The organism is Cryobacterium sp. TMT1-2-1, assembly GCF_004403955.1.
GTDB classification, from domain to species: Bacteria; Actinomycetota; Actinomycetes; order Actinomycetales; family Microbacteriaceae; genus Cryobacterium; species Cryobacterium psychrotolerans.
Map to the genome: position 1 here is coordinate 1 of NZ_SOHC01000052.1, position 18,309 is coordinate 18,309.

An 18,309-nucleotide genomic window follows, 5' to 3' on the forward strand; every position below is an offset into this window, starting at 1 on the left:
AGCACCAACCAAATCCACGCCGAAACCCTCATCGAACTCATCCACATCGCCGTCAACGCCGACCCCGGCACCGTGTTCTCCGGCTCCCGGCCCACCGCACGAGTGGTCGTGCAACGGGGCACCCCCGGCACCCAGACCGGGAACGGGACGAGCCAGACCGGGAACGGGACGACCACGACCGGGAACGGCAGCACGACCGACCACGGCGCACTCCACGACCACGGCGCGATCGAGGGCCACCCCGACCCGATCCCCCAAGCCGACATCGACCGGCACCTCTGCGACGGATTCACCGCGATCGCCTTCGACGACGACCAGGTCGTCGACATCGGCCGGGAAAAACGCCTCTTCACCGAACGCCAAAAACTCGCCCTCGCCGTCCGCGACGGCGGCTGCCTCTGGCCCGGCTGCGACAAACCCCCCTCCTGGACAGAAGCGCATCACATCAACGAATGGCTCGCCAAGGTCGGCCNGGTCGGCCTCACCAACATCGCCGACGGCATCCTGCTCTGCAGACCAGACCATCTCCGCCTCCATAACGAAGGCTGGACGATCACACGAGAGGCAACCGGAACCTACTGGCTCGTTCCCCCACTCGGGAAAGATCCCGGCCAAACCCCGATCCGCCTCGCCAGCAAAGCGGCCCTGCACCTTAGCTCCCCCGTCACCCTCCCCGCCATCGAGGCGGACGCAGACACAGACACAGACACAGACACAGACACGACTGGCAGTGTCCGGTCAAACAGCGCCTAGGCGGACGGAGCGCAATTCACGACAGCGCCCGGATCCCCGCCGCGACGCCTGCCGCCGCAATAACGACCAGGATGAACGGCACGCGCAGCGCGAACAGTGCGATCGCCACGACGACCGCGGGAACCCGGGCGTCGACCACGATCTCCTCGCCGGCGCCGAAGGTCTGCACGGCCGCGAGGGCAGCCAGGAGGGCGATCGTCAAGAGGTCGGCCACGCGTGCCGCGGCGGGTTTCTCCAGCAGGCTGGGCGGAACCAGGTATCCGGCGACCTTGAGGGCCAGCACCGCGATGGAAGCGAGGATGATGATCTGCCAGAACGTCACGAGGCCGTCTCCACGCGCGTGCCGGACGCCGGCAGGGCGGCACCCGGAACCGGCAGGACGTCTTCCGGAACCGGCAGGGTGGCGTCGGACATCGACGGGGCCGCGCCGGGAACCGGTGCGGGGCCATCCGGTGTCCCCAGCCAATTGAACAGGCCGATGGCGACCGCGACGAGCGCGGCGACCAGCACGGGCAGGCCGGGCATCAGCACGGGGGTCAGAACCACCGCGACCACTGCCGCGGCGACAGCCACCGCTCCCGCCTGCACCCGCTTCAGTCGTGGCCAGAGCAAACCGACGAATGCGGCGGCGGCCGCGGCATCCAGACCAAAGGCACGCGTATCACCGAGTGCCTCGCCGATAAGCGCGCCCGCCAGTGTGGTGAGGTTCCAGCCCACAAAGACGGCGATGCCGGTCACCCAGAAACCGGTCCGCCGGCTGCGGGGCGTCGGCTGGGCGAGGGCAACGGCGGTTGATTCATCGATGGTGATCCAGGCGGCGGCGAGCCGTTTCCACGGGCCACCGCCGACGATGGGCGCGGTGCGGATCCCGTAGATGCCGTTGCGCGTGCCCAGGAGGGCCGCACCGGCAATGGCGGCGGGACCGGCTGCCGCACCGCCGGCGGCAAGAACCCCGACGAGGGCGAACTGCGACCCTCCCGAGAACATGACGAGGCTGATGAAGCAGGTCTGCCAGATGTCCAGACCGGACGCCACCGACAGCGCCCCGAAAGAAATCCCGTAGGCCGCGGTAGCGAGGCCGACCGCCAGGCCGGCTCGCGCGGCCGACCTGTGGTGGCGGTCGAAGCCGCCGGGGTCATTCATGTGGGCGGCCCTTCAGCGACCGAGGTCGACGCCGTGGACGCCGTTGTGGAACCGCAGCGAGGGGAAAATTGCCGACACCGAGAAACCGACGCCCGGTACCGTGCGCGCACTGAAGACGCCGCCGAAAGCCTGGGTGCGTTCCCGCATCTGGGTGAGGCCGGCGCCGGTGAGGCTGCCACTGAGAGATTTCAGATCATCATCGATCGTGTACGAGGTGCGTGCCGCGATGTCGCCCTCGCTGCCTCCCTCGCGTCGGGCGGCGGCCCGGATGCCATCGTCATCGACGAGCAGCTGCAGACCGCCCTGGGTCCAGGTGAAGGAAATCCGTGCCGAGGTGCCGACGCCGCCGTGGACGAGTGTGTTGGCCAGCGCGCTCTGCAGGATCCGGTAGATCGCCAACTCTGCCCCCGGCTTCAGCGGAAACTTCTCCCCCGACTCCGTGAGGCTCACCTCGAGCCCCGCATCCCGCATGACCCGAACCAGGTCTTCCGTGGACTGCAGGTTTGGCGTTGGCCGGTTGGATGCTTCACCGTCGCGCACGAGCGTCAGCACCCGGCGCATATCGGCCAGGGCGATCCGCCCGTCGTCGACGAGCGCGGCCGCCGCACGAACGACCGTCGACGGGTCGCTCCTGGCCGCGTACTTCGCACCCTCGGCGCGCGTGATCAGCTGGGCGAGCGAGAGGATGGCGCCATCCTGCAGCTCGCCGATGATGCCCAGGCGCCCTTGCTGCTCGGCGAGGGCGAGCTCCAGCTCGATGCGCAGGCGTTCGGCGGCAATGCGGTCGAAGACGGTGTGCCGGGCCTTCGCGGCGGCCCTGATCCAGAGCACGAGCAGCGCCGCGACAGTCAGGGCGAGGACGGCACTGAGGATGAGCCAGGGGTCCACCCGAACCGCCTTTCGTCGTGCACGCCTTCTGCGGCGAGGGAAGAAAAAAGGCCGTCCAGGGTGGAGCCCGGAACGGCCTTTCGCTCCCCGAGTTGGACTCGAACCAACAACCTGCCGGTTAACAGCCGGCTGCTCTGCCAATTGAGCTATCGAGGAATGCTTTGAACATGAAACGCTTGAACACAGCGTTGCTACTTTACCAAAGGTTCACCGTGTGCCAAATCCACTCGGCCCGTCAGTAGCCGGACCGGGGGTCGACAACGCCGACGAAGCGCCCATCGTCAAGGAAAGCACGCGTATTGAGGCGAATTCTCTCGGCGAGCAGGGGCGCTGTCATCTCGGGCGTGTCGGCCATGTGCGGCGTGATCAGGCAGCGAGGTTCGCTCCACAACGGATGCCCGTCCGGCAGCGGCTCCGGATCGGTCACGTCGAGCGCTGCACCGGCAATCTCGCCCGCAGCGAGGGCAGCCACGAGGGCGTCGGTGTCGACGAGGGCTCCCCGGCCGACGTTGACCAGGTTCGCGTGCGCCGGCATGAGGGCGAACTCCTCGGCGCCGAGCAGCTGCCGGGTTCCGGCAGTGAGCGCGGCGGCCACGACGACCACGTCCGCATCGGGGAGCACGTCGTGGAGGGCATCCGTCTGCACGGTGCGCGCGGCCCCGGGCACCGGCGCCGCGATTCGGCGGACGACCGTGACGACGGCGCCGAAGGGTGCGATGAGGCGGATCAGTTCGAGCGCGATGCCGCCGGCGCCGATGATCACGATGTTACGGCCGTACAGAGAACTGCCCTCGGGAACGGCGTTCCAGTTTGCTGCCCGCGCGCGTTTCTGCAGCACGCGCAAGAGGGCGAGGGTGAGCGCCAGCGCGTGCTCGGCGACTGGCTGGGCGTAGGCACCCTTTGCGCTCGTCCAGAGCAGTCGGGGCCGGGCCTGTGCGGCCAGGACACCGCTGAACCCGTCGACCCCGGCCCAGGGCAGCTGCACCCATTCGATCTGGGGGTTCGCCGCCAGCGTGGCCCCGAGATCGTCGGCACGGCTGTACGAGAGCCAGATCAGCCCTCGGGTCTCGGCAGAGAGCTCGGCGACCTGGCCGCCGGCGTCGCGAACGGCCGCGGCGAAGACCCCGGAGGCAGTCGGCAGGACCGCGATGGGGCCGGGCGTGGGTCGTTCCGCCGGCGGAAGCGCGGTGACGCCGCCGGCCAGCACGGCCCGGTGCTGCCCCGTCAAGCGCACGGTCGTCGCCTGAGCGACGGTCTCAGGATCCGTGGACATGCTCCGCCATCCCGCTCCCGGTCGCCGCGGCCTCCTCGGCCTCGTTGAGGTGCACCCGGGCGGCCGGTCCTTCTCCGGACAGTGCAGCCCCGAGACCCGCCACGTAGGGGTGCCACGGGTTGTCGAAGACCTCGTCGATCGTGCCGAGACCCACCAGGACGCCCTGGTACATCACGCCGATCCGGTTCGCAACGCGGCGCAGGACGGCCAGGTCGCTGCTGATCACGAGCGCCGAGAAGGCTCGTTCGCGCTGCAGCTCACCGATCAGGTCGATCACGGCGTTGCGCACGGTGACGTCAACTCCGGCGGTGGGCTCATCGGCGATGAGCAGCGACGGGCCGAACACGAGGGCCCGGGCCAGTGCGACGCGCTGGCGCTGCCCGCCGCTCAGCTCGTAGGGGAACTTGCCGAGCAGGGACAAGGGCAGCCGCACCGCGTCCACCATCGTGGCAACCCGGGTGTCGAGTTCCTTGCGGTCGAAGCGCTGGTCCCGTTCGAGCACGGGTTCAGCGACGATCTCGGCGACGGTCATGCTGGGCGGAAGCGTGTCTGCGGCGTCCTGCGCCACCAGGCCCACCCCGTAGGTCAGGCGGGCAAGCGCCCGTCGGCCGATCCGCCGGAGCGGGATGCCGAGCACCGCCGCCTCTCCCCCGGTGATCTGCGCCCGCACTCCCCCGAAGCCGCCCGAATAGGCGGCGCCGGAGAGCACGCGGGCGATCGTGCTCTTACCCGAGCCGCTCTCGCCGAGGAGTCCGAGCACCTCACCGGGCGCGACGCGCAGGGTGAGCCCATGCACGGCCACGAAGGCCGGGCTGGCACCATGAGCCGGGTACTCGATCGTGAGGTCACTCGTGGTGATCGGGTAGTCCGGTGCGGCGCCGCGTGTCATGGGTCTATCCTGCCGCACGCAGCTTGCGCAGACCCTCCCGACGCTGGGCCTGTTCGGCCGGATCCGGCACCGGCAGCGAAGCGAGCAGCCGCTGGGTGTAGGGATCCTTCGGCGCGCCGAGGACTTCGGCGCCGGTGCCCTCCTCCACCAGCTTGCCCTTGTACAGCACAGCGATGCGGTCGGCGAGGATGTCGACGACGGCCAGGTCGTGGCTGATGAACAGCGCCGCGAAGCCGAACTCCCGCTGAAGTTCCGCGAAGAGCTCCAACACGCGGGCCTGAACCGAGACGTCCAGGGCCGACGTGGGCTCATCGGCGATAAGCAACGAGGGTTCGAGGGCGAGGGAACGTGCCAGGCTGGCACGCTGGCGCTGCCCACCGCTGAGCTCGTGCGGGTAACGGTCGCCGTAGGCGCGTGGCAGCTGAACGGCCTCGAGGAGTTCGTTCACCCGCGCCCGGGCCGCCCCGGGGTTGGACGCCCGGCCGTGCACGACGAGCGGCTCCGCGACACATTCGGCAATGGTCAGCAGCGGGTTGAAGCTCGACGCCGGGTCCTGGAAGACGAAGCCGATGTCGCTGCGCAACTTCTTGAACTCTCGTTCCTTGAACCCGTGCATCTCGTGACCGAGGACCTTGAGCGAGCCGCCCGTGACCCGGGTCAGGCCGGCGATGGCGCGACCGGTCGTGGTCTTGCCCGATCCGCTCTCGCCGACCAGGCCGAGCACCTCGCCGGGGCGGATCGAGAAGCTGATCCCGTCGACCGCCGTGAAGCCGTGGCGGCCGAGCCGGCCGGGGTATTCGATCCGCAGGTCTTTGGCCTCGACGACGGGCGTCTGCTCGGCCCAGCCGGGTGCGCGAGCCTCCGCCCTGGCCGCGGCCCGGACGATGCCCTGCCCCACGTGCGGCACGGCCGCCAGCAGCTTCTTCGTGTACTCGTGCTGGGGCGAGCTGAACAGCTTCTGCGCCGGGGCCTCTTCGACCACCTTGCCCTCGAACATCACGGCGACGCGGTCGGCCAGGTCGGCGACGACACCCATGTTGTGGGTGATCAACACGATTGCGGTGCCGAATTCGGCGCGGACGCGGCGGAGCAGGTCGAGGATTTCGGCCTGCACGGTCACGTCGAGCGCCGTCGTCGGCTCGTCCGCGACGATGAGCCCCGGGTCGAGCACCAGGGCCATGGCGATGACGACGCGTTGCTTCTGCCCGCCGGAGAACTGGTGCGGGTAGTAGTTGACGCGGGTCTCGGGGTCGGGGATGCCGACGCGACCGAGGATCTCGATCGCCTTGACCCTGGCCTCCTTCTTGCTGAACTGGCCGTGGGCACGGATGCCCTCTGCGATCTGCCAGCCGACGGTGTACACCGGGTTCAGCGCGGTCGAGGGCTCCTGGAAGACCATCGAGACGTCCGTGCCGCGCACCTGGCGCAGCTGCTGCTTGGTGAGCGAGACGATGTTGCTCTCGCTGGAGCCGTCCTTGCTGCTGAGGATGACGGCGCCGTTCATGGTCGCCGTCTCCGGCAGCAGGCCGAGGATCGTCTTGGCGGTGACGGTCTTTCCGCTGCCGCTCTCCCCGACGATGGCGAGGACTTCACCGGGGGCGACGGTCAGGCTGACGTCGTCGACGGCCTTGACCGCGCCGGCGTCCGTGGCGAAGGAGATGCCCAGGTTCGTGATCGTGAGGACATTGTTCATGGCCTGGTTTCCAATCCTGTGTCGGGGTGCGTTGCGTTGCTCTCCAGCCCGTCCAGGCCACCGGGGCCGGCGACGAGGGTGCCACCGGGAACGACGGAGGTTTCTGCGACCAGACCCGACGCCTGGGCGACGCGGCGTCGGCCACGCAGACGCGGGTCGGCCAGGTCGTTGAGGCTCTCGCCCACAAGGGTGATGCCGAGCACCACGAGAACGATCGCGAGGCCGGGGAACAGTGACGTCCACCAGATCCCGCTCGTGACATCCGACAGGGCCTTGTTGAGGTCGTAGCCCCACTCGGCCGCGGCGGTCGGCTCGATGCCGAAGCCGACGAAGCCGAGACCCGCGAGGGTGAGGATCGCCTCGGAGGCGTTGAGCGTGAAGATCAGCGGCAGCGTGCGGGTGGCGTTGCGCAGCACGTGCCGGAACATGATCCGGCTGTTGCTGGCGCCGAGCACGCGAGCGGATTCCACGTAGGCTTCCGCCTTGATCCGCACGGTTTCCGCGCGAATCACCCGGAAGTACTGCGGGATGAACACCACGGTGATCGAGATCGCCGCGGCCAGCACACCGCCGATCAGGTCGGACCGCCCACCGGAGATCACGATCGACATCACGATGGCCAGCAGCAGCGACGGAAAGGCGTACACGGCGTCGGAGACGACGACGAGCACGCGGTCGAGCCAGCCGCCGAAGTATCCGGAGACCAGGCCGAGCACCACACCGGCGAAGATTGACAGGACCACGGCGACAACGATCACGAAGATCGCAGTCTGCGCACCCCAGAGCACCCGGGACAGCACGTCGTACCCGCCCACCGTTGTGCCGAAGAGATGCTCGCCGCTCGGGGGCTGCTGCGAACCGAACCGGCCGCTCTCATCACGCAACTGGCTGAAGCCGTAGGGTGCGAGCAGGGGGGCGAAGATCGCGGTCAGGATGAAGACGCCGGTGATGACGAGGCCGGCGACGAGCATCCCGCGCTGCAGTCCGACGCTCTGGCGCAACTGGTGGATGACGGGCAGGCGGGAGAACAGGCCGGGCTTGCGCGGGACTGTCAGGTCGGAGGTCGAGGTCATGACTAGTACCTCACTCTCGGGTCGATGATCGCCGCAATGATGTCGACGATGAAGTTGGACAGGGCGACGATGACGGCGAGCAGGGCGACGATGCCCTGCACGGCGACGTAGTCGCGAGCCTTGATGAACTCAATCAGCACGAAGCCGAGGCCCTTCCATTCGAAGGTGGTCTCGGTCAGCACCGCGCCGCCGAGCAGCAAGGCGATCTGCAGGCCGATGACGGTGATGATCGGGATGAGCGCCGGACGATAGGCGTGCTTGCTCACGAGCCGGAACTCGCTCACTCCGCGCGACCGGGCTGCGTCGACATAGTCCGTGCCGAGCGTGCCGATGACGTTCGTGCGGACGAGCCGCAGGAAGACACCGGCGGTAAGGAGGCCGAGGGCAAGGGACGGCAGCACGGCGTGCTGGAGCACGTCGATGAGCACGTCGGTGTTCCCGGCCTGAAAGGCAACCTGGATGGCGTCGATCGTGTAGAGGCCTGTCGGGTTCGTCAGGAGCTGCATCTCGAGTTCCGAGCCGGTCGTGGCGCGCCCGGCGACGGGGAGCACGTTGAGCCAGACCGCGAAGACGAGCTTGAAGAGCAGGCCGGAGAAGAACACCGGGGTGGCGTAGCAGAGGATCGCGAAGACCCGCAGGAGCGCGTCCTGACCCTTGTCCCGGAAGTACGCGGCGACCATGCCGAGCGGAATGCCGACGATGAACGCGACGAGGAGCCCGTAGAACGCGAGCTCCGCAGTGGCCACACCGTAGGTCAGGAGCACCTCGGAGACCGGACGGTTCGTGCTGATCGTGGTGCCGAAGTTGCCGGTGAAGATCTGGCCGAGGTACTCGACGTACTGCACCAGGATCGGACGGTCGTAGCCGGCCGCGTGGATCCGTTCCGCCAGCTGCTCCGGACCCAGGCGTCCGCCCAGGGCCGCCGTGATCGGGTCACCGGTGGCGCGCATCAGCCAGAACACCATGGAGACCAGGATGAAGATGGTCGGGAAGATGAGCAGGAACCGGATCAGCAGGTAGCGCCCGATCCCACCCCCGGCTGGTTTGCTCTTGCGCCCAGCCGGCCGGCCGGCCGGGACTGCCGGCGTCGTTGCCACAGTGGTCATTCTTCTTACCTCACGATTACAAAGAGAAGGGGCACCCGGCGAGAACGCCGGGCACCCCCACTTACCGAACTAGAGAAGACTCTAGTCTCTGAATCGCTTAACCCTTGGACAAAGCGGCGTAGCGGAACTTGAACGACGCGTCGAGCGTGTCTTCCACGCCCGCGACGTCTTTTCCGGTGACGGCAACCTGCGCGCCCTGGAGAAGGGGCACGGTCGACAGGTCGGCCGCGACCTTGTCCTGGATCTCCTCGATCAGCTTGGCGCGCTCCTCCGGGTCAGCCGTGACGCCCTGCTTCAGGATCAGGTCGTTGACTTCCTGGTTGTTGTAGTGGTTCTTCAGGAAGCCACCCTCGAGGAAGAACGGGGTCAGGTAGTTGTCGGCGTCGGAGTAGTCCGGGAACCAGCCGAGCTGGTACGCCGGGTAGGCGTCCGTGGTGCGGTCCTTCGCGTACTGAACCCACTCGGTCGACTGGAGCTTGACCGAGAACAGTCCGGAAGCCTCAAGCTGGTCCTTGACGAGTGCGTACTCGTCGGCGGAGCCGGGGCCGTAGTGGTCCGGGTTGTACTGGAGGTTGAGGTCGACCGGGGTGGTCACGCCGGCATCCTCGAGAACAGCCTTCGCCTTGTCGGCGTCCGGTGCGCCCTCGCCGTCGCCGTAGAGGCCCTTGAGGGACTCCGTGGCGCCGGTCAGGCCCTCGGGAACGAAGGAGAACAGCGGGGTGTAGGTGCCCTTGTACACCTGGTCGGCGATTTCTTCACGGTCGACGAGGTTGGCGACAGCCTGGCGCACGGCCAGTGCCTTGGCCGGGTCGGCGTCGGCGGTCTTCGCACCGAACGGCTGCGTGTCGAAGTTGAACGTGATGTAACGGATTTCGCCACCCGGTCCGTCAACGACCTTGACCTTGTCGTTTCCGCGCAGGTCCTCGATGTCGGTGGCCGACAGGCTGCGGAATGCAACGTCGATGTTGCCCTCCTGCACGTCGAGCTTCAGGTTCGAGGCCTCGGTGTAGTACTTGACACGGACGACGTCGGTCTCCGCGGCTCCGAGGAGGCCCTCGTAGTCCTTGTTCGCCTTGTAGCCGATGAGGTTGTTGAAGTCGTAGCTCGTGATGACGTACTGGCCTGCGAAGGCGTTGGCCTCCACGATGTCGTCGTCGGGCGTCAGCGCGTCGGCGGAGAAGGACTCCTCGTCGACGATCGGGCCGGCCGGGCTCGACAGGATCTGCGGGAAGATCTGGTCATTGGCGGCCTTGAGGGTGAAGACGACGGTGGTGTCGTCCGGCGCCGCGGTGCTGGCGAGGTTGTAGAGCAGCGAGGAAGGCCCGTTGTCGGCGGCGATCTTCAGCTGGCGATCGAAGCTGAACTTCACGTCGGAGGACGTGAGGTCGTTGCCGTTGGCCCACTTGAGGCCAGGCTTCAGGGTGACCGTGTACTCGGTCGGCGCCGTGAACTCGGCCTTGGTCGCGATGTCGGGTTCGACGTCCGGGCTGCCGTACGGGGTGTTCATCAGGAAGGGAAAGACCTGGTTCTGAACGGAGAACGAACCGTTGTCGTACGAGCCGGCCGGGTCAAGCGTGGTGACCTTGTCCGTCGTGCCGATGGTGATCGGTCCGCCGGCCTTGGTGTCGCCGCCGGTTGAGCCGCCGGCGGAGCAGCCTGCAAGCACGAGTGCCGCGGCTGCGAAGGCAGCCGATGCAGCGAGTGCGCGCTTGCGGTTTGTGGATGCGGATGTCATATCCGAAACCTCTTCCTGTAGGTGATTCCTTAGGTGTGTCTTATGCCCGGCGCGCGCGATAACGGCAGCCGTGCATAGCTGTAAGCATAGAATTAGCACAGAACGGGCGGTTCAGTGGCGCCACACGGGGCATCTTTACAGACCTGCAACCTAACCGAGTCGCCCAGCGACGGACTTCACTCCTCGCGGAGGTTGCGCCGTTCGGCTTCGACGCGCACGAGTTCACGCTGCAGGGTGGAGTAGACCTCGCGGTTGGCGGCATCCGTGCGTTGCAATCTGCCCAGCAGCTCCGCCTTCTGTCGCAGCAGGTCTCGGTCGACCAGGGCGATCGTGATGTCTCGCACGTAGCGATCGATGTCGCGCTGGGTGCGTTCGGGCAGCGGCGCCATGGCCAGCTGCCTGACCAGGTTCGCGAGCTGCTCCGGCACCTCGGCGACGACAAGGTCCAGCCAGTCCGGGGCCGCCACGTGCGGCAGGCTGGCGAGAATCCCGTCCCGCACGACGGCGAGTGACGGGTTGGCGAACGTCGTGTGCACCGCGCGGGCCAGGAGCTCGGGGGTGACGACGCCCGGATGCTGCAGGATCGCCATCAGGCCGTCCCGCTCCAGGCGTGTGACCGGGTCGGTCGGCAGCTCCAGGAGCGAGAAGGGTTTCTCGGCCGGGGCGCTGTCAGCGCCCTCCCGGCGACTCGCCACGGCGGCGGGCTCGGGGGCGCGGCCGCGGGACTGGGCGGCCGTGACGGCCTTCTTCACCTCGCCCAGCTCCATGCCGAGCATCCTGGAGAGCTCGTGGGTGTAGCCGGGACGCAGCGCCGGGTCCCGGATGTCGCCGACGATCGGCGCGGCGGCGCGGAGGGCCGCGACCCGCCCCTCGACCGTGTCGAGGTTGTACTGGCCGAGCAGCTGGCGGATCATGAACTCGAACATCGGCTTCTTCGAGTCGACAAGACGGCGCACCGCGTCGTCGCCGCGGTGCAAGCGCAGGTCGCACGGGTCGAGGCCGTCCGGCCCGACGGCGACGAAGGTCTGCGCGGCGAAGCGCTGCTCCTCGCTGAACGCGCGGACGGCGGCCTTCTGGCCGGCGGCATCCGGGTCGAAGGTGAAAACGACCTCGCCGAGGCGGCTGTCATCGCCAAGCACGCGGCGCAGCACCTTGATGTGGTCGACGCCGAACGAGGTGCCGCAGGTGGCGACGGCCGTGGTGACCCCGGCCATGTGGCAGGCCATCACGTCGGTGTAGCCCTCGACCACGACGACCTGGTGGCTGCGGGAGATGTCGCGCTTGGCCAGGTCGAGGCCGTAGAGCACCTGGGCCTTGTGGTAGACCGGCGTCTCCGGGGTGTTCAGGTACTTGGGGCCTTTGTCGTCCTCGAGCAGCTTGCGCGCCCCGAAGCCGATGGTCTGCCCGGTGATGTCCCGGATGGGCCACACCAGCCGGCCGCGGAACCGGTCGTAGACGCCGCTCGACCCCTCGCGGCTGGAGACGAGGCCGGAGAGGGTGAGCTCCTCTGTGGAGAATCCCCTGCCGCGCAGGTGGTTGGTGAGCTCATCCCAGCTCTTGGGAGCGAAACCGACCCCGAATCGTTCGGCGGCTGTGGCGTCGAAGCCGCGCTCGCCGAGGAAAGTGCGGCCGATCTGTGCGCCCGTGCTGCCGAGCTGTTCGACGAAGAAGTCGGCGGCGGCCTGGTTGGCGGCCAGCAGGCGGGCGCGGTTGCTGTGGTCGGGGGCTCCCCCGCCGTCCTCGTAGTGAAGCTGCAGGCCGACCCGGCCGGCCAGCCGTTCGACGGCCTCGGAGAAGCTGACGTGGTCCATCTTCTGCAGGAACGAGTAGACGTCGCCGCTCTCGCCGCAGCCGAAGCAGTGGTAGAAACCGACCTGGGGGCGCACGTGGAAGCTGGGGCTGCGTTCGTCGTGGAAGGGGCACAGGCCCTTCATCGATCCGACGCCGGCGGACTTGAGGCTCACGTAGTCGCCGATGATGTCGACGATGTTCGTGCGGGCCTTGACCTCTTCGATGTCGCTCTGTCGGATCAGGCCTGCCATGGCTGAATGCTCCTCCCGCCCATGTCAGTCCTGCACGAGACGTTCGTACCAGGCCAGTGCGGACTGGTCGGTGAGGCTGGCCACCTGGTCGACGACGACCCGCTTGCGGGCGTCGTCATCCGGCGCGGCCTGCCAGTCCTCGCGGAAGCCGGGGTCGAGCTGAGCGTCGCCGGTGGCGAGCAGGGCGTCGGCGAGGAGCGTGAGCACCTGCCGCTGCTGGACGTAGATCGGCTTGCGCGTGTTCCGGGTCATCACGAAGGCCGCCACGATGCCCTTCAGCACCGCGATTTCGGCCTGGATCTCGATCGGCACGACCACGTGCGCCCCGAACCGGATGAGGCGCTCCCCCGGGTAGGCCTCGCGCGTTGCCCGCACGGCCGCGCCGGAGAATCGGCCGATGAGCTGGCTGGTGAGGTTCTTCAGGCGCCCCTGATCGCGCCGGCCGGCGGTCCAGCCGTCGAGCCAGACATCGAGGGAGTCCAGGCGGTCAAAGGCCCGGATCAGCTGGTCGTAGGTGAGCTCGCCGCCGATCCACTCGTACATCGACGAGACGAGTTCGTCGTGGTCGACCCTGCTGCCCAGGGCGGCGACATCCACATAGCCGTTCACCACGGCATCCTCGAAATCGTGCACGGAGTAGGCGATGTCGTCAGAAAGGTCCATGACCTGGGCCTCGATGCAGAGCTGCCGGTCCGGCGCCCCACTGCGCAGCCACTCGAAGGCGGCGACGTCCTCGGCGTAGAAGCCGAACTTCGCGCGGCCGCTCGGGTCATTGACCGAGGAGCCCTCCGGCCACGGGTATTTGCAACTCGCGTCGAGGCTGGCCCGGGTGAGGTTCAGCCCGTAGCTGCGGCCGTCGTCGCCGAAGACCTTGGGTTCGAGGCGGGTGAGCAGGCGCAGGGTCTGGGCGTTGCCCTCGAACCCGCCCACGTCGAGCGACCAGGTGTTGAGCGCCTTCTCGCCGTTGTGGCCGAACGGCGGATGCCCGATGTCGTGCGCGAGGCAGGCCGTGTCGACGATGTCGGGGTCGAGGCCGAGCCGCAGGGCGAGCTCGCGGCCGATCTGGGCGACCTCGAGCGAGTGGGTCAGCCGGTTGCGGGCGAAGTCGAGGCCAGCCGTCGGGCTGAGCACCTGCGTCTTCGCGGCCAGGCGACGGAGGGCACTGGAGTGCAGGAGGCGGGCGCGGTCGCGCGCGAAATCGCTGCGGCCCGAATTGTGTTCCTCCGGCAGCCAGCGCTCCTCGTCGTGCGTGCCGTACCCCGTAGCGTTAGCCACCGCTTGTGTCCCCTTCACCCTCGGTCAGATTGGCACGTTCCGCTCCGGCCAGCTCCTGGGAATCCAGCCAGTGCTCCGGCAGCGCCGTTCTCTTCGGCGTCCCGGCCCGACCGCGAGGCCCCTCGGCGCCTTCACCCGGGTAGGGCAGGGTGCCGTCGAGGGTTGCCAGCAGCTCTTCGAGCTGGGCCAGCGTGCCCACCGTGGCCAGGCTGGCCCGGAGGTCTCCGCCCACGGGGTAGCCCTTGAAGTACCATGCCACGTGCTTGCGCACATCGCGGCAGGCGCGCTCTTCGCTGTCGAAGAACTCGGTGAGCAGTTCCGCGTGCCGATAGAAGGTCGCCGCGACCTGGCCGAGGTCGGGCTGAATTTTCGCCGTCTCCAGGTCACCGCGGAAGGCGGCGGCCAGGTCGCCGAACAGCCACGGGCGCCCCAGGCAGCCCCGGCCGACGACGACGCCGTCGCAGCCGGTCTCCCCGACCATCCGCAGGGCGTCCTCGGCAGACCAGATGTCGCCGTTGCCCAACACGGGCGGGCCGGAGATCGCATTCTTGAGCTTTTCGATGGCCGACCAGTCGGCCTGGCCGGAATAGAACTCGGCTGCGGTGCGGGCGTGCAGGGCAATCGCCGCGACGCCGGCGCCCTCGGCCGCCTTGCCGGCCTCCAGGTAGGTGAGGTGGTCGGAGTCGATGCCCTTGCGCATCTTGATGGTGAGCGGAATCGGACCCGCCGCCTTCACCGCTGCCTCGACGATCTGACGGAACAGGCCGAGTTTCCACGGCAGCGCCGCTCCCCCGCCCTTGCGGGTGACCTTGGGGACCGGGCATCCGAAGTTCAGGTCGATGTGGTCTGCCCGGTCTTCGGCGACGAGCATGGTGACGGCCTCGGCGACCGTTTTCGGGTCGACCCCGTAGAGCTGGATGGAGCGCGTCGATTCGCTCTCGTGGTGATTGATCAGTCGCATCGAGCCCGGCGTGCGTTCGACCAGGGCGCGGGAGGTGATCATCTCGCTGACATAAAGCCCGGCGCCGAATTCGCGGCACAGCCTGCGGAACGCGGTATTGGTGATGCCGGCCATGGGCGCCAGGATGACGGGGACGTCGAGTTCAAGGGGGCCGATGCGTAGCGCCGGCGTAGTCGCTGTGCCTGCCGGCGTAGTCGCTGCTGAAGGAATCATCGTCATCAATTCTCCCAGACTTTAAATACCACCGCGAAACCGCAGTTGTGCTCGATATGAACGCGCCATAACGCGCACAACTGCGGTTTCGCGGTGGGTGGCGGGGCTAGGAACCGCAGGCGGAGCCGCCGCAGCAGCCGCCGCCGGACTGACCGAGCAGCTCGATCTCGGGGACGGTGGCGTCGGTGGCGTCGGTGGCGTCGGTGGGGACTTCCTGGGTGGTGGTTGCGTCAGTCATGCGCTGTTCTCCTCGGATTTATCGGTCCGCGCCTGGCGGAGGGCTTGGGCAAAGGTATCAGGATCCTGCGCTCCGGAGATGCCGTATCGTCCGTCGATCACAAAGAAGGGGACGCCCTGGATGCCGTAGGCGGTGGCCTGGGCGACATCCGCCTTGACGTCGCCCAGGAATTCATGGTCGGTGAGCGCCCGCACGACGTCTGCCCGGTCCAGGCCGATGCCCTCGGCGAGGTCGGCCAGATCCGCGATCCGCCCGACGTGGCCGCCGTCGACGAAGTACGACTTGAGCAGGGCTTCCTTCATGTCGAGCTGGCGCCCGCGGGATTTGGCGTAGTGCAGCAGCTCGTGGGAAATGACCGTGTTGGTCTGGTGCACGGCGTCATAGTCGTAGTGGAGACCGACGCTTTCGGCGATCCCGGTGACGCGTTCGAGCATCTCTTCGACCTGCGCGAGCGGCAGTCCCTTGCGCTGGCTCAGGTATTCGACCGGGCTGCCCTCGAAGTCGACCGGGGTATCCGGTGCGAGCTCGAAGCTGTGATATTCGACCTCGATCTCCCCGCCTTCGATGTCAGCGCCGAAGAGGGCGGCCCCGGCCTCGAACTTGCGCTTCCCGATGTAGCACCAGGGGCACTGCACGTCGGACCAGATGTCTACTTTGATGGTTTCGCTCACTCTGGCGCAACCGTGCCCGGTCGTCGGAATATTCCCGCTCAGGTGGCGGGCGTGTCGACGGCGCCGCCGTAGCGGCGGTTCCGTGAGGCGTACAGCTCGATGGCCTGCCAGAGGTCGGCGCGGGTGAAGTCCGGCCAGAGCGTGTCGAGGAAGACCATTTCGGCGTACGCGCTCTGCCAGAGCAGGAAGTTGCTGGTGCGCTGCTCGCCGGAGCTCCGCACGAACAGGTCCACGTCGGGCAGGTCCGCGGTGTACAGGTGCCGCTGGATGGCCTTCTCGGTGATGCCGGACGGCTTCAGCCTGCCCGCGGCGACGTCCTCGGCGAGGGCGCGCACGGCATCCGTGATCTCGGTGCGGCCGCCGTAGTTCACGCACATGGTGAGCGTGAGCACGTCGTTGCCGGCGGTGAGCCTCTCGGCATACTGCAGTTCGTTGATGACGGATGCCCAGAGCCGGGGCTTCCGGCCGGCCCACCGCACGCGCACCCCCCACTCGTTCAGCTGATCCCGGCGGCGGTGCAGCACGTCCCGGTTGAAGCCCATCAGGAAGCGGACCTCGTCGGGCGAGCGCTTCCAGTTCTCGGTGGAGAACGCGTAGACGCTGAGCTGCTTCACGCCGATCTGGATGGCCCCGGCGACGACGTCGAGCAGCGCCGCCTCCCCCGCCTTGTGCCCCTCGACGCGGGGCAGGCCGCGGGCGTTGGCCCAGCGGCCGTTGCCGTCCATGACGACGGCGACGTGCCCGGGAACGGCCCCGGACGGCAGCGACGAAGGGTACAGGCCCGTCCAGTCGAGCGGTTTGAAGGGGACGGCGTCTTTGTGGGTGAACGGTTTGGGGCCGCGGCTGAACGGGTTCAGGGTCATTTGCTGACATGCTCCAGTGATCGGAGGCCGCGTTCCAGGTGGAACTGCGTGTACGCGGCGACGACGCCGGTGGCCTGGGCCTGGGTGCGCTCGGGTGTGGCCTTCGCGTGCTCCCAGTCTCCGGTGAGCAGGGCGCTCAGGAGGGCGACCGCCTCGACATCGAGGCGCGGCGACCCGGGCGGAGCGCAGTCATCGCAGACGATGCCGCCCAGTTGCACGACGACGGCGGAATGGTCGCCGACCGTGCCGCACCGCGCGCAGTCCTGGAAGCTCGGCGCCCAACCGGCCATCGACAGGGCTCGGAGCAGGTACGAGTCGAGGGTGAGGCCGGCGCCGTGCTCGCGACGCGACAGCGAGCGGAGCGCGCCGACGAGCAGCAGGTACTGCTGCAGGGAGCCTTCGGACTCGGTGAGTTTGTCGGCGGTTTCGACCATCACGCTGGCCGCGGTGTAGCTGGGGTAGTCCGCCGTGATCAGGGCACCGTAGGAACCGAGCGACTCCGCCTGGGTGATGATGTCGAGGCTGCGGCCCTCATACAGCTGCACGTCGGCGACCATGAATGGTTCGAGCCGGGCGCCGAATTTCGACGCTGTGCGCCGGACCCCCTTGGCGACGGCCCTGACCTTGCCGTGCTGCCGGGTGAGCAGGGTGACGATGCGGTCGGCTTCACCCAGTTTGTGGGTGCGCAGCACGACGGCTTCATCACGGTAGACAGGCACGGGGCAATTCTCCCACTATCGGCCGGGGAGCGGGTGAAGGGCGCGGTCGGCGGGCTCGTTGCGTGGTACTAGTTGTTAGTGCCCTCCACCCTTTTCACGATTCCCCTCTGGCTCGACCTTGCCGCCGTCGGGATCGGGGCGATCCAGGGCGCCATGTTCGCCGGCCGTTTCAAGGACGCCCGGTTCGACCTGCTCGGCGTAGCCCTGATCGGCGTCGTGGTCGGCCTGGGCGGCGGACTCCTGCGCGACATCTTCCTCGGCGGCGTTCCGGCCGCGCTGCTGAGCAATTGGTACCTCCCGGTGGCGACCGGCGCTGCGCTCCTCGGCATGCTGCTGCAGAGCCACTTCAACCGTCTGGGCCCACTGATCATCGGGCTCGACGCTGTGACGATTGGGCTGTTCGGCGCCATCGGCACCTCGAAGGCGCTCGCCGCCGGTCTCCCCGAGGTCCCCTCCCTCTTCGTCGGCGTGGTCTCGGCCGTCGGCGGTTCGGCCGTGCGGGACATGATGCTCAACGTGCCCATCGCGGTCATGCACGTCGGCTCGCACTACGCGGTTGCCGCGGGAGTCGGCAGCGGCCTGCTCGTCATGCTCTTCCTGCTGGATGTGCCGATCACGATCGCCGGGATCGTCTGCGTTGTCGCGACCACCGTCATCCGGGTGCTCTCGGCGCGGTACGGATGGAGCCTCCCGCAGCAGCGGGCGATCGGCAGCTGGCCGCGGTGGCGCCGCACGGACGGCCGCACGGAGGGCCGCCCGGCGCCGCGCGCGGCG

Annotated in this window: 17 protein-coding genes and 1 tRNA gene; 1 reads left to right on the plus strand and 17 read right to left on the minus strand. The window is 68.2% G+C overall.

What is annotated here, in order from left to right:
* Positions 1-769: 769 nt before the first annotated feature.
* The 17 genes from E3T33_RS09265 to recO form a co-directional block, all read right to left on the minus strand.
* Positions 770-1,075 carry an AzlD domain-containing protein gene (locus E3T33_RS09265; RefSeq protein ID WP_092324526.1) on the minus strand — a complete coding sequence of 102 codons (306 nt, stop codon included), beginning with the start codon at positions 1,073-1,075 and terminating at the stop codon, positions 770-772.
* Positions 1,072-1,896, minus strand: coding sequence for an AzlC family ABC transporter permease (locus tag E3T33_RS09270; protein WP_092324527.1), 825 nt, complete (start codon positions 1,894-1,896; stop codon positions 1,072-1,074). Before E3T33_RS09270 ends, E3T33_RS09265 begins: the two co-directional genes overlap by 4 nt.
* A 12-nt stretch (positions 1,897-1,908) precedes the next feature.
* Complete coding sequence (locus tag E3T33_RS09275; RefSeq protein ID WP_092324529.1) at positions 1,909-2,784, minus strand: ATP-binding protein; 876 nt, start codon at positions 2,782-2,784, stop codon at positions 1,909-1,911.
* Between the two features lie 83 nt (positions 2,785-2,867).
* Positions 2,868-2,940: transfer RNA gene (locus tag E3T33_RS09280), tRNA-Asn, on the minus strand.
* Between the two features lie 79 nt (positions 2,941-3,019).
* On the minus strand, positions 3,020-4,057 hold the full coding sequence (locus tag E3T33_RS09285; RefSeq protein WP_134575194.1) for a D-isomer specific 2-hydroxyacid dehydrogenase family protein: 1,038 nt from the start codon (positions 4,055-4,057) through the stop codon (positions 3,020-3,022).
* Positions 4,041-4,946, minus strand: a complete 906-nt coding sequence (locus tag E3T33_RS09290) for an ATP-binding cassette domain-containing protein (RefSeq protein WP_134575195.1) — start codon at positions 4,944-4,946, stop codon at positions 4,041-4,043. The genes E3T33_RS09285 and E3T33_RS09290 overlap by 17 nt, the downstream gene beginning before the upstream one ends.
* Before the next feature lie 4 nt (positions 4,947-4,950).
* Positions 4,951-6,639 (minus strand): ABC transporter ATP-binding protein, encoded by a 1,689-nt coding sequence (locus E3T33_RS09295; RefSeq protein WP_134575196.1) that lies wholly within the window; start codon positions 6,637-6,639, stop codon positions 4,951-4,953.
* Positions 6,636-7,712 carry an ABC transporter permease gene (locus tag E3T33_RS09300; protein WP_092324534.1) on the minus strand — a complete coding sequence of 359 codons (1,077 nt, stop codon included), beginning with the start codon at positions 7,710-7,712 and terminating at the stop codon, positions 6,636-6,638. The genes E3T33_RS09295 and E3T33_RS09300 overlap by 4 nt, the downstream gene beginning before the upstream one ends.
* A gap of 2 nt (positions 7,713-7,714) precedes the next feature.
* The gene (locus E3T33_RS09305; RefSeq protein WP_134575197.1) at positions 7,715-8,818 is read right to left on the minus strand and encodes an ABC transporter permease; all 1,104 of its coding nucleotides are present in this window, start codon (positions 8,816-8,818) and stop codon (positions 7,715-7,717) included.
* A 97-nt stretch (positions 8,819-8,915) separates the two neighbouring features.
* A complete protein-coding gene (locus E3T33_RS09310; protein WP_134575198.1) occupies positions 8,916-10,553 on the minus strand; it encodes an ABC transporter substrate-binding protein in 1,638 nt (545 codons plus the stop codon).
* 176 nt (positions 10,554-10,729) lie between these two features.
* The gene (dnaG, locus tag E3T33_RS09315) at positions 10,730-12,595 is read right to left on the minus strand and encodes a DNA primase (protein WP_134575199.1); all 1,866 of its coding nucleotides are present in this window, start codon (positions 12,593-12,595) and stop codon (positions 10,730-10,732) included.
* A gap of 24 nt (positions 12,596-12,619) precedes the next feature.
* Positions 12,620-13,870, minus strand: coding sequence for a deoxyguanosinetriphosphate triphosphohydrolase (locus E3T33_RS09320; protein WP_174775326.1), 1,251 nt, complete (start codon positions 13,868-13,870; stop codon positions 12,620-12,622).
* A complete protein-coding gene (dusB, locus tag E3T33_RS09325) occupies positions 13,863-15,044 on the minus strand; it encodes a tRNA dihydrouridine synthase DusB (protein ID WP_134575200.1) in 1,182 nt (393 codons plus the stop codon). The genes E3T33_RS09320 and dusB overlap by 8 nt, the downstream gene beginning before the upstream one ends.
* Before the next feature lie 106 nt (positions 15,045-15,150).
* On the minus strand, positions 15,151-15,282 hold the full coding sequence (locus E3T33_RS15675; RefSeq protein WP_277870634.1) for a hypothetical protein: 132 nt from the start codon (positions 15,280-15,282) through the stop codon (positions 15,151-15,153).
* Positions 15,279-15,953 carry a DsbA family oxidoreductase gene (locus E3T33_RS09335; protein ID WP_092324542.1) on the minus strand — a complete coding sequence of 225 codons (675 nt, stop codon included), beginning with the start codon at positions 15,951-15,953 and terminating at the stop codon, positions 15,279-15,281. The genes E3T33_RS15675 and E3T33_RS09335 overlap by 4 nt, the downstream gene beginning before the upstream one ends.
* A 38-nt stretch (positions 15,954-15,991) precedes the next feature.
* Positions 15,992-16,816: an isoprenyl transferase gene (locus tag E3T33_RS09340; protein WP_092324543.1), complete on the minus strand. Its 825-nt coding sequence runs from the start codon at positions 16,814-16,816 to the stop codon at positions 15,992-15,994.
* Positions 16,813-17,535 carry a DNA repair protein RecO gene (gene recO, locus E3T33_RS09345; protein ID WP_092324545.1) on the minus strand — a complete coding sequence of 241 codons (723 nt, stop codon included), beginning with the start codon at positions 17,533-17,535 and terminating at the stop codon, positions 16,813-16,815. The genes E3T33_RS09340 and recO overlap by 4 nt, the downstream gene beginning before the upstream one ends.
* Positions 17,536-17,613: 78 nt before the next feature.
* On the opposite strand from recO, the gene E3T33_RS09350 reads away from it, so the two are divergent.
* Positions 17,614-18,309: TRIC cation channel family protein (locus tag E3T33_RS09350; RefSeq protein ID WP_134575201.1), on the plus strand; the 696-nt coding region annotated here is incomplete at its 3' end.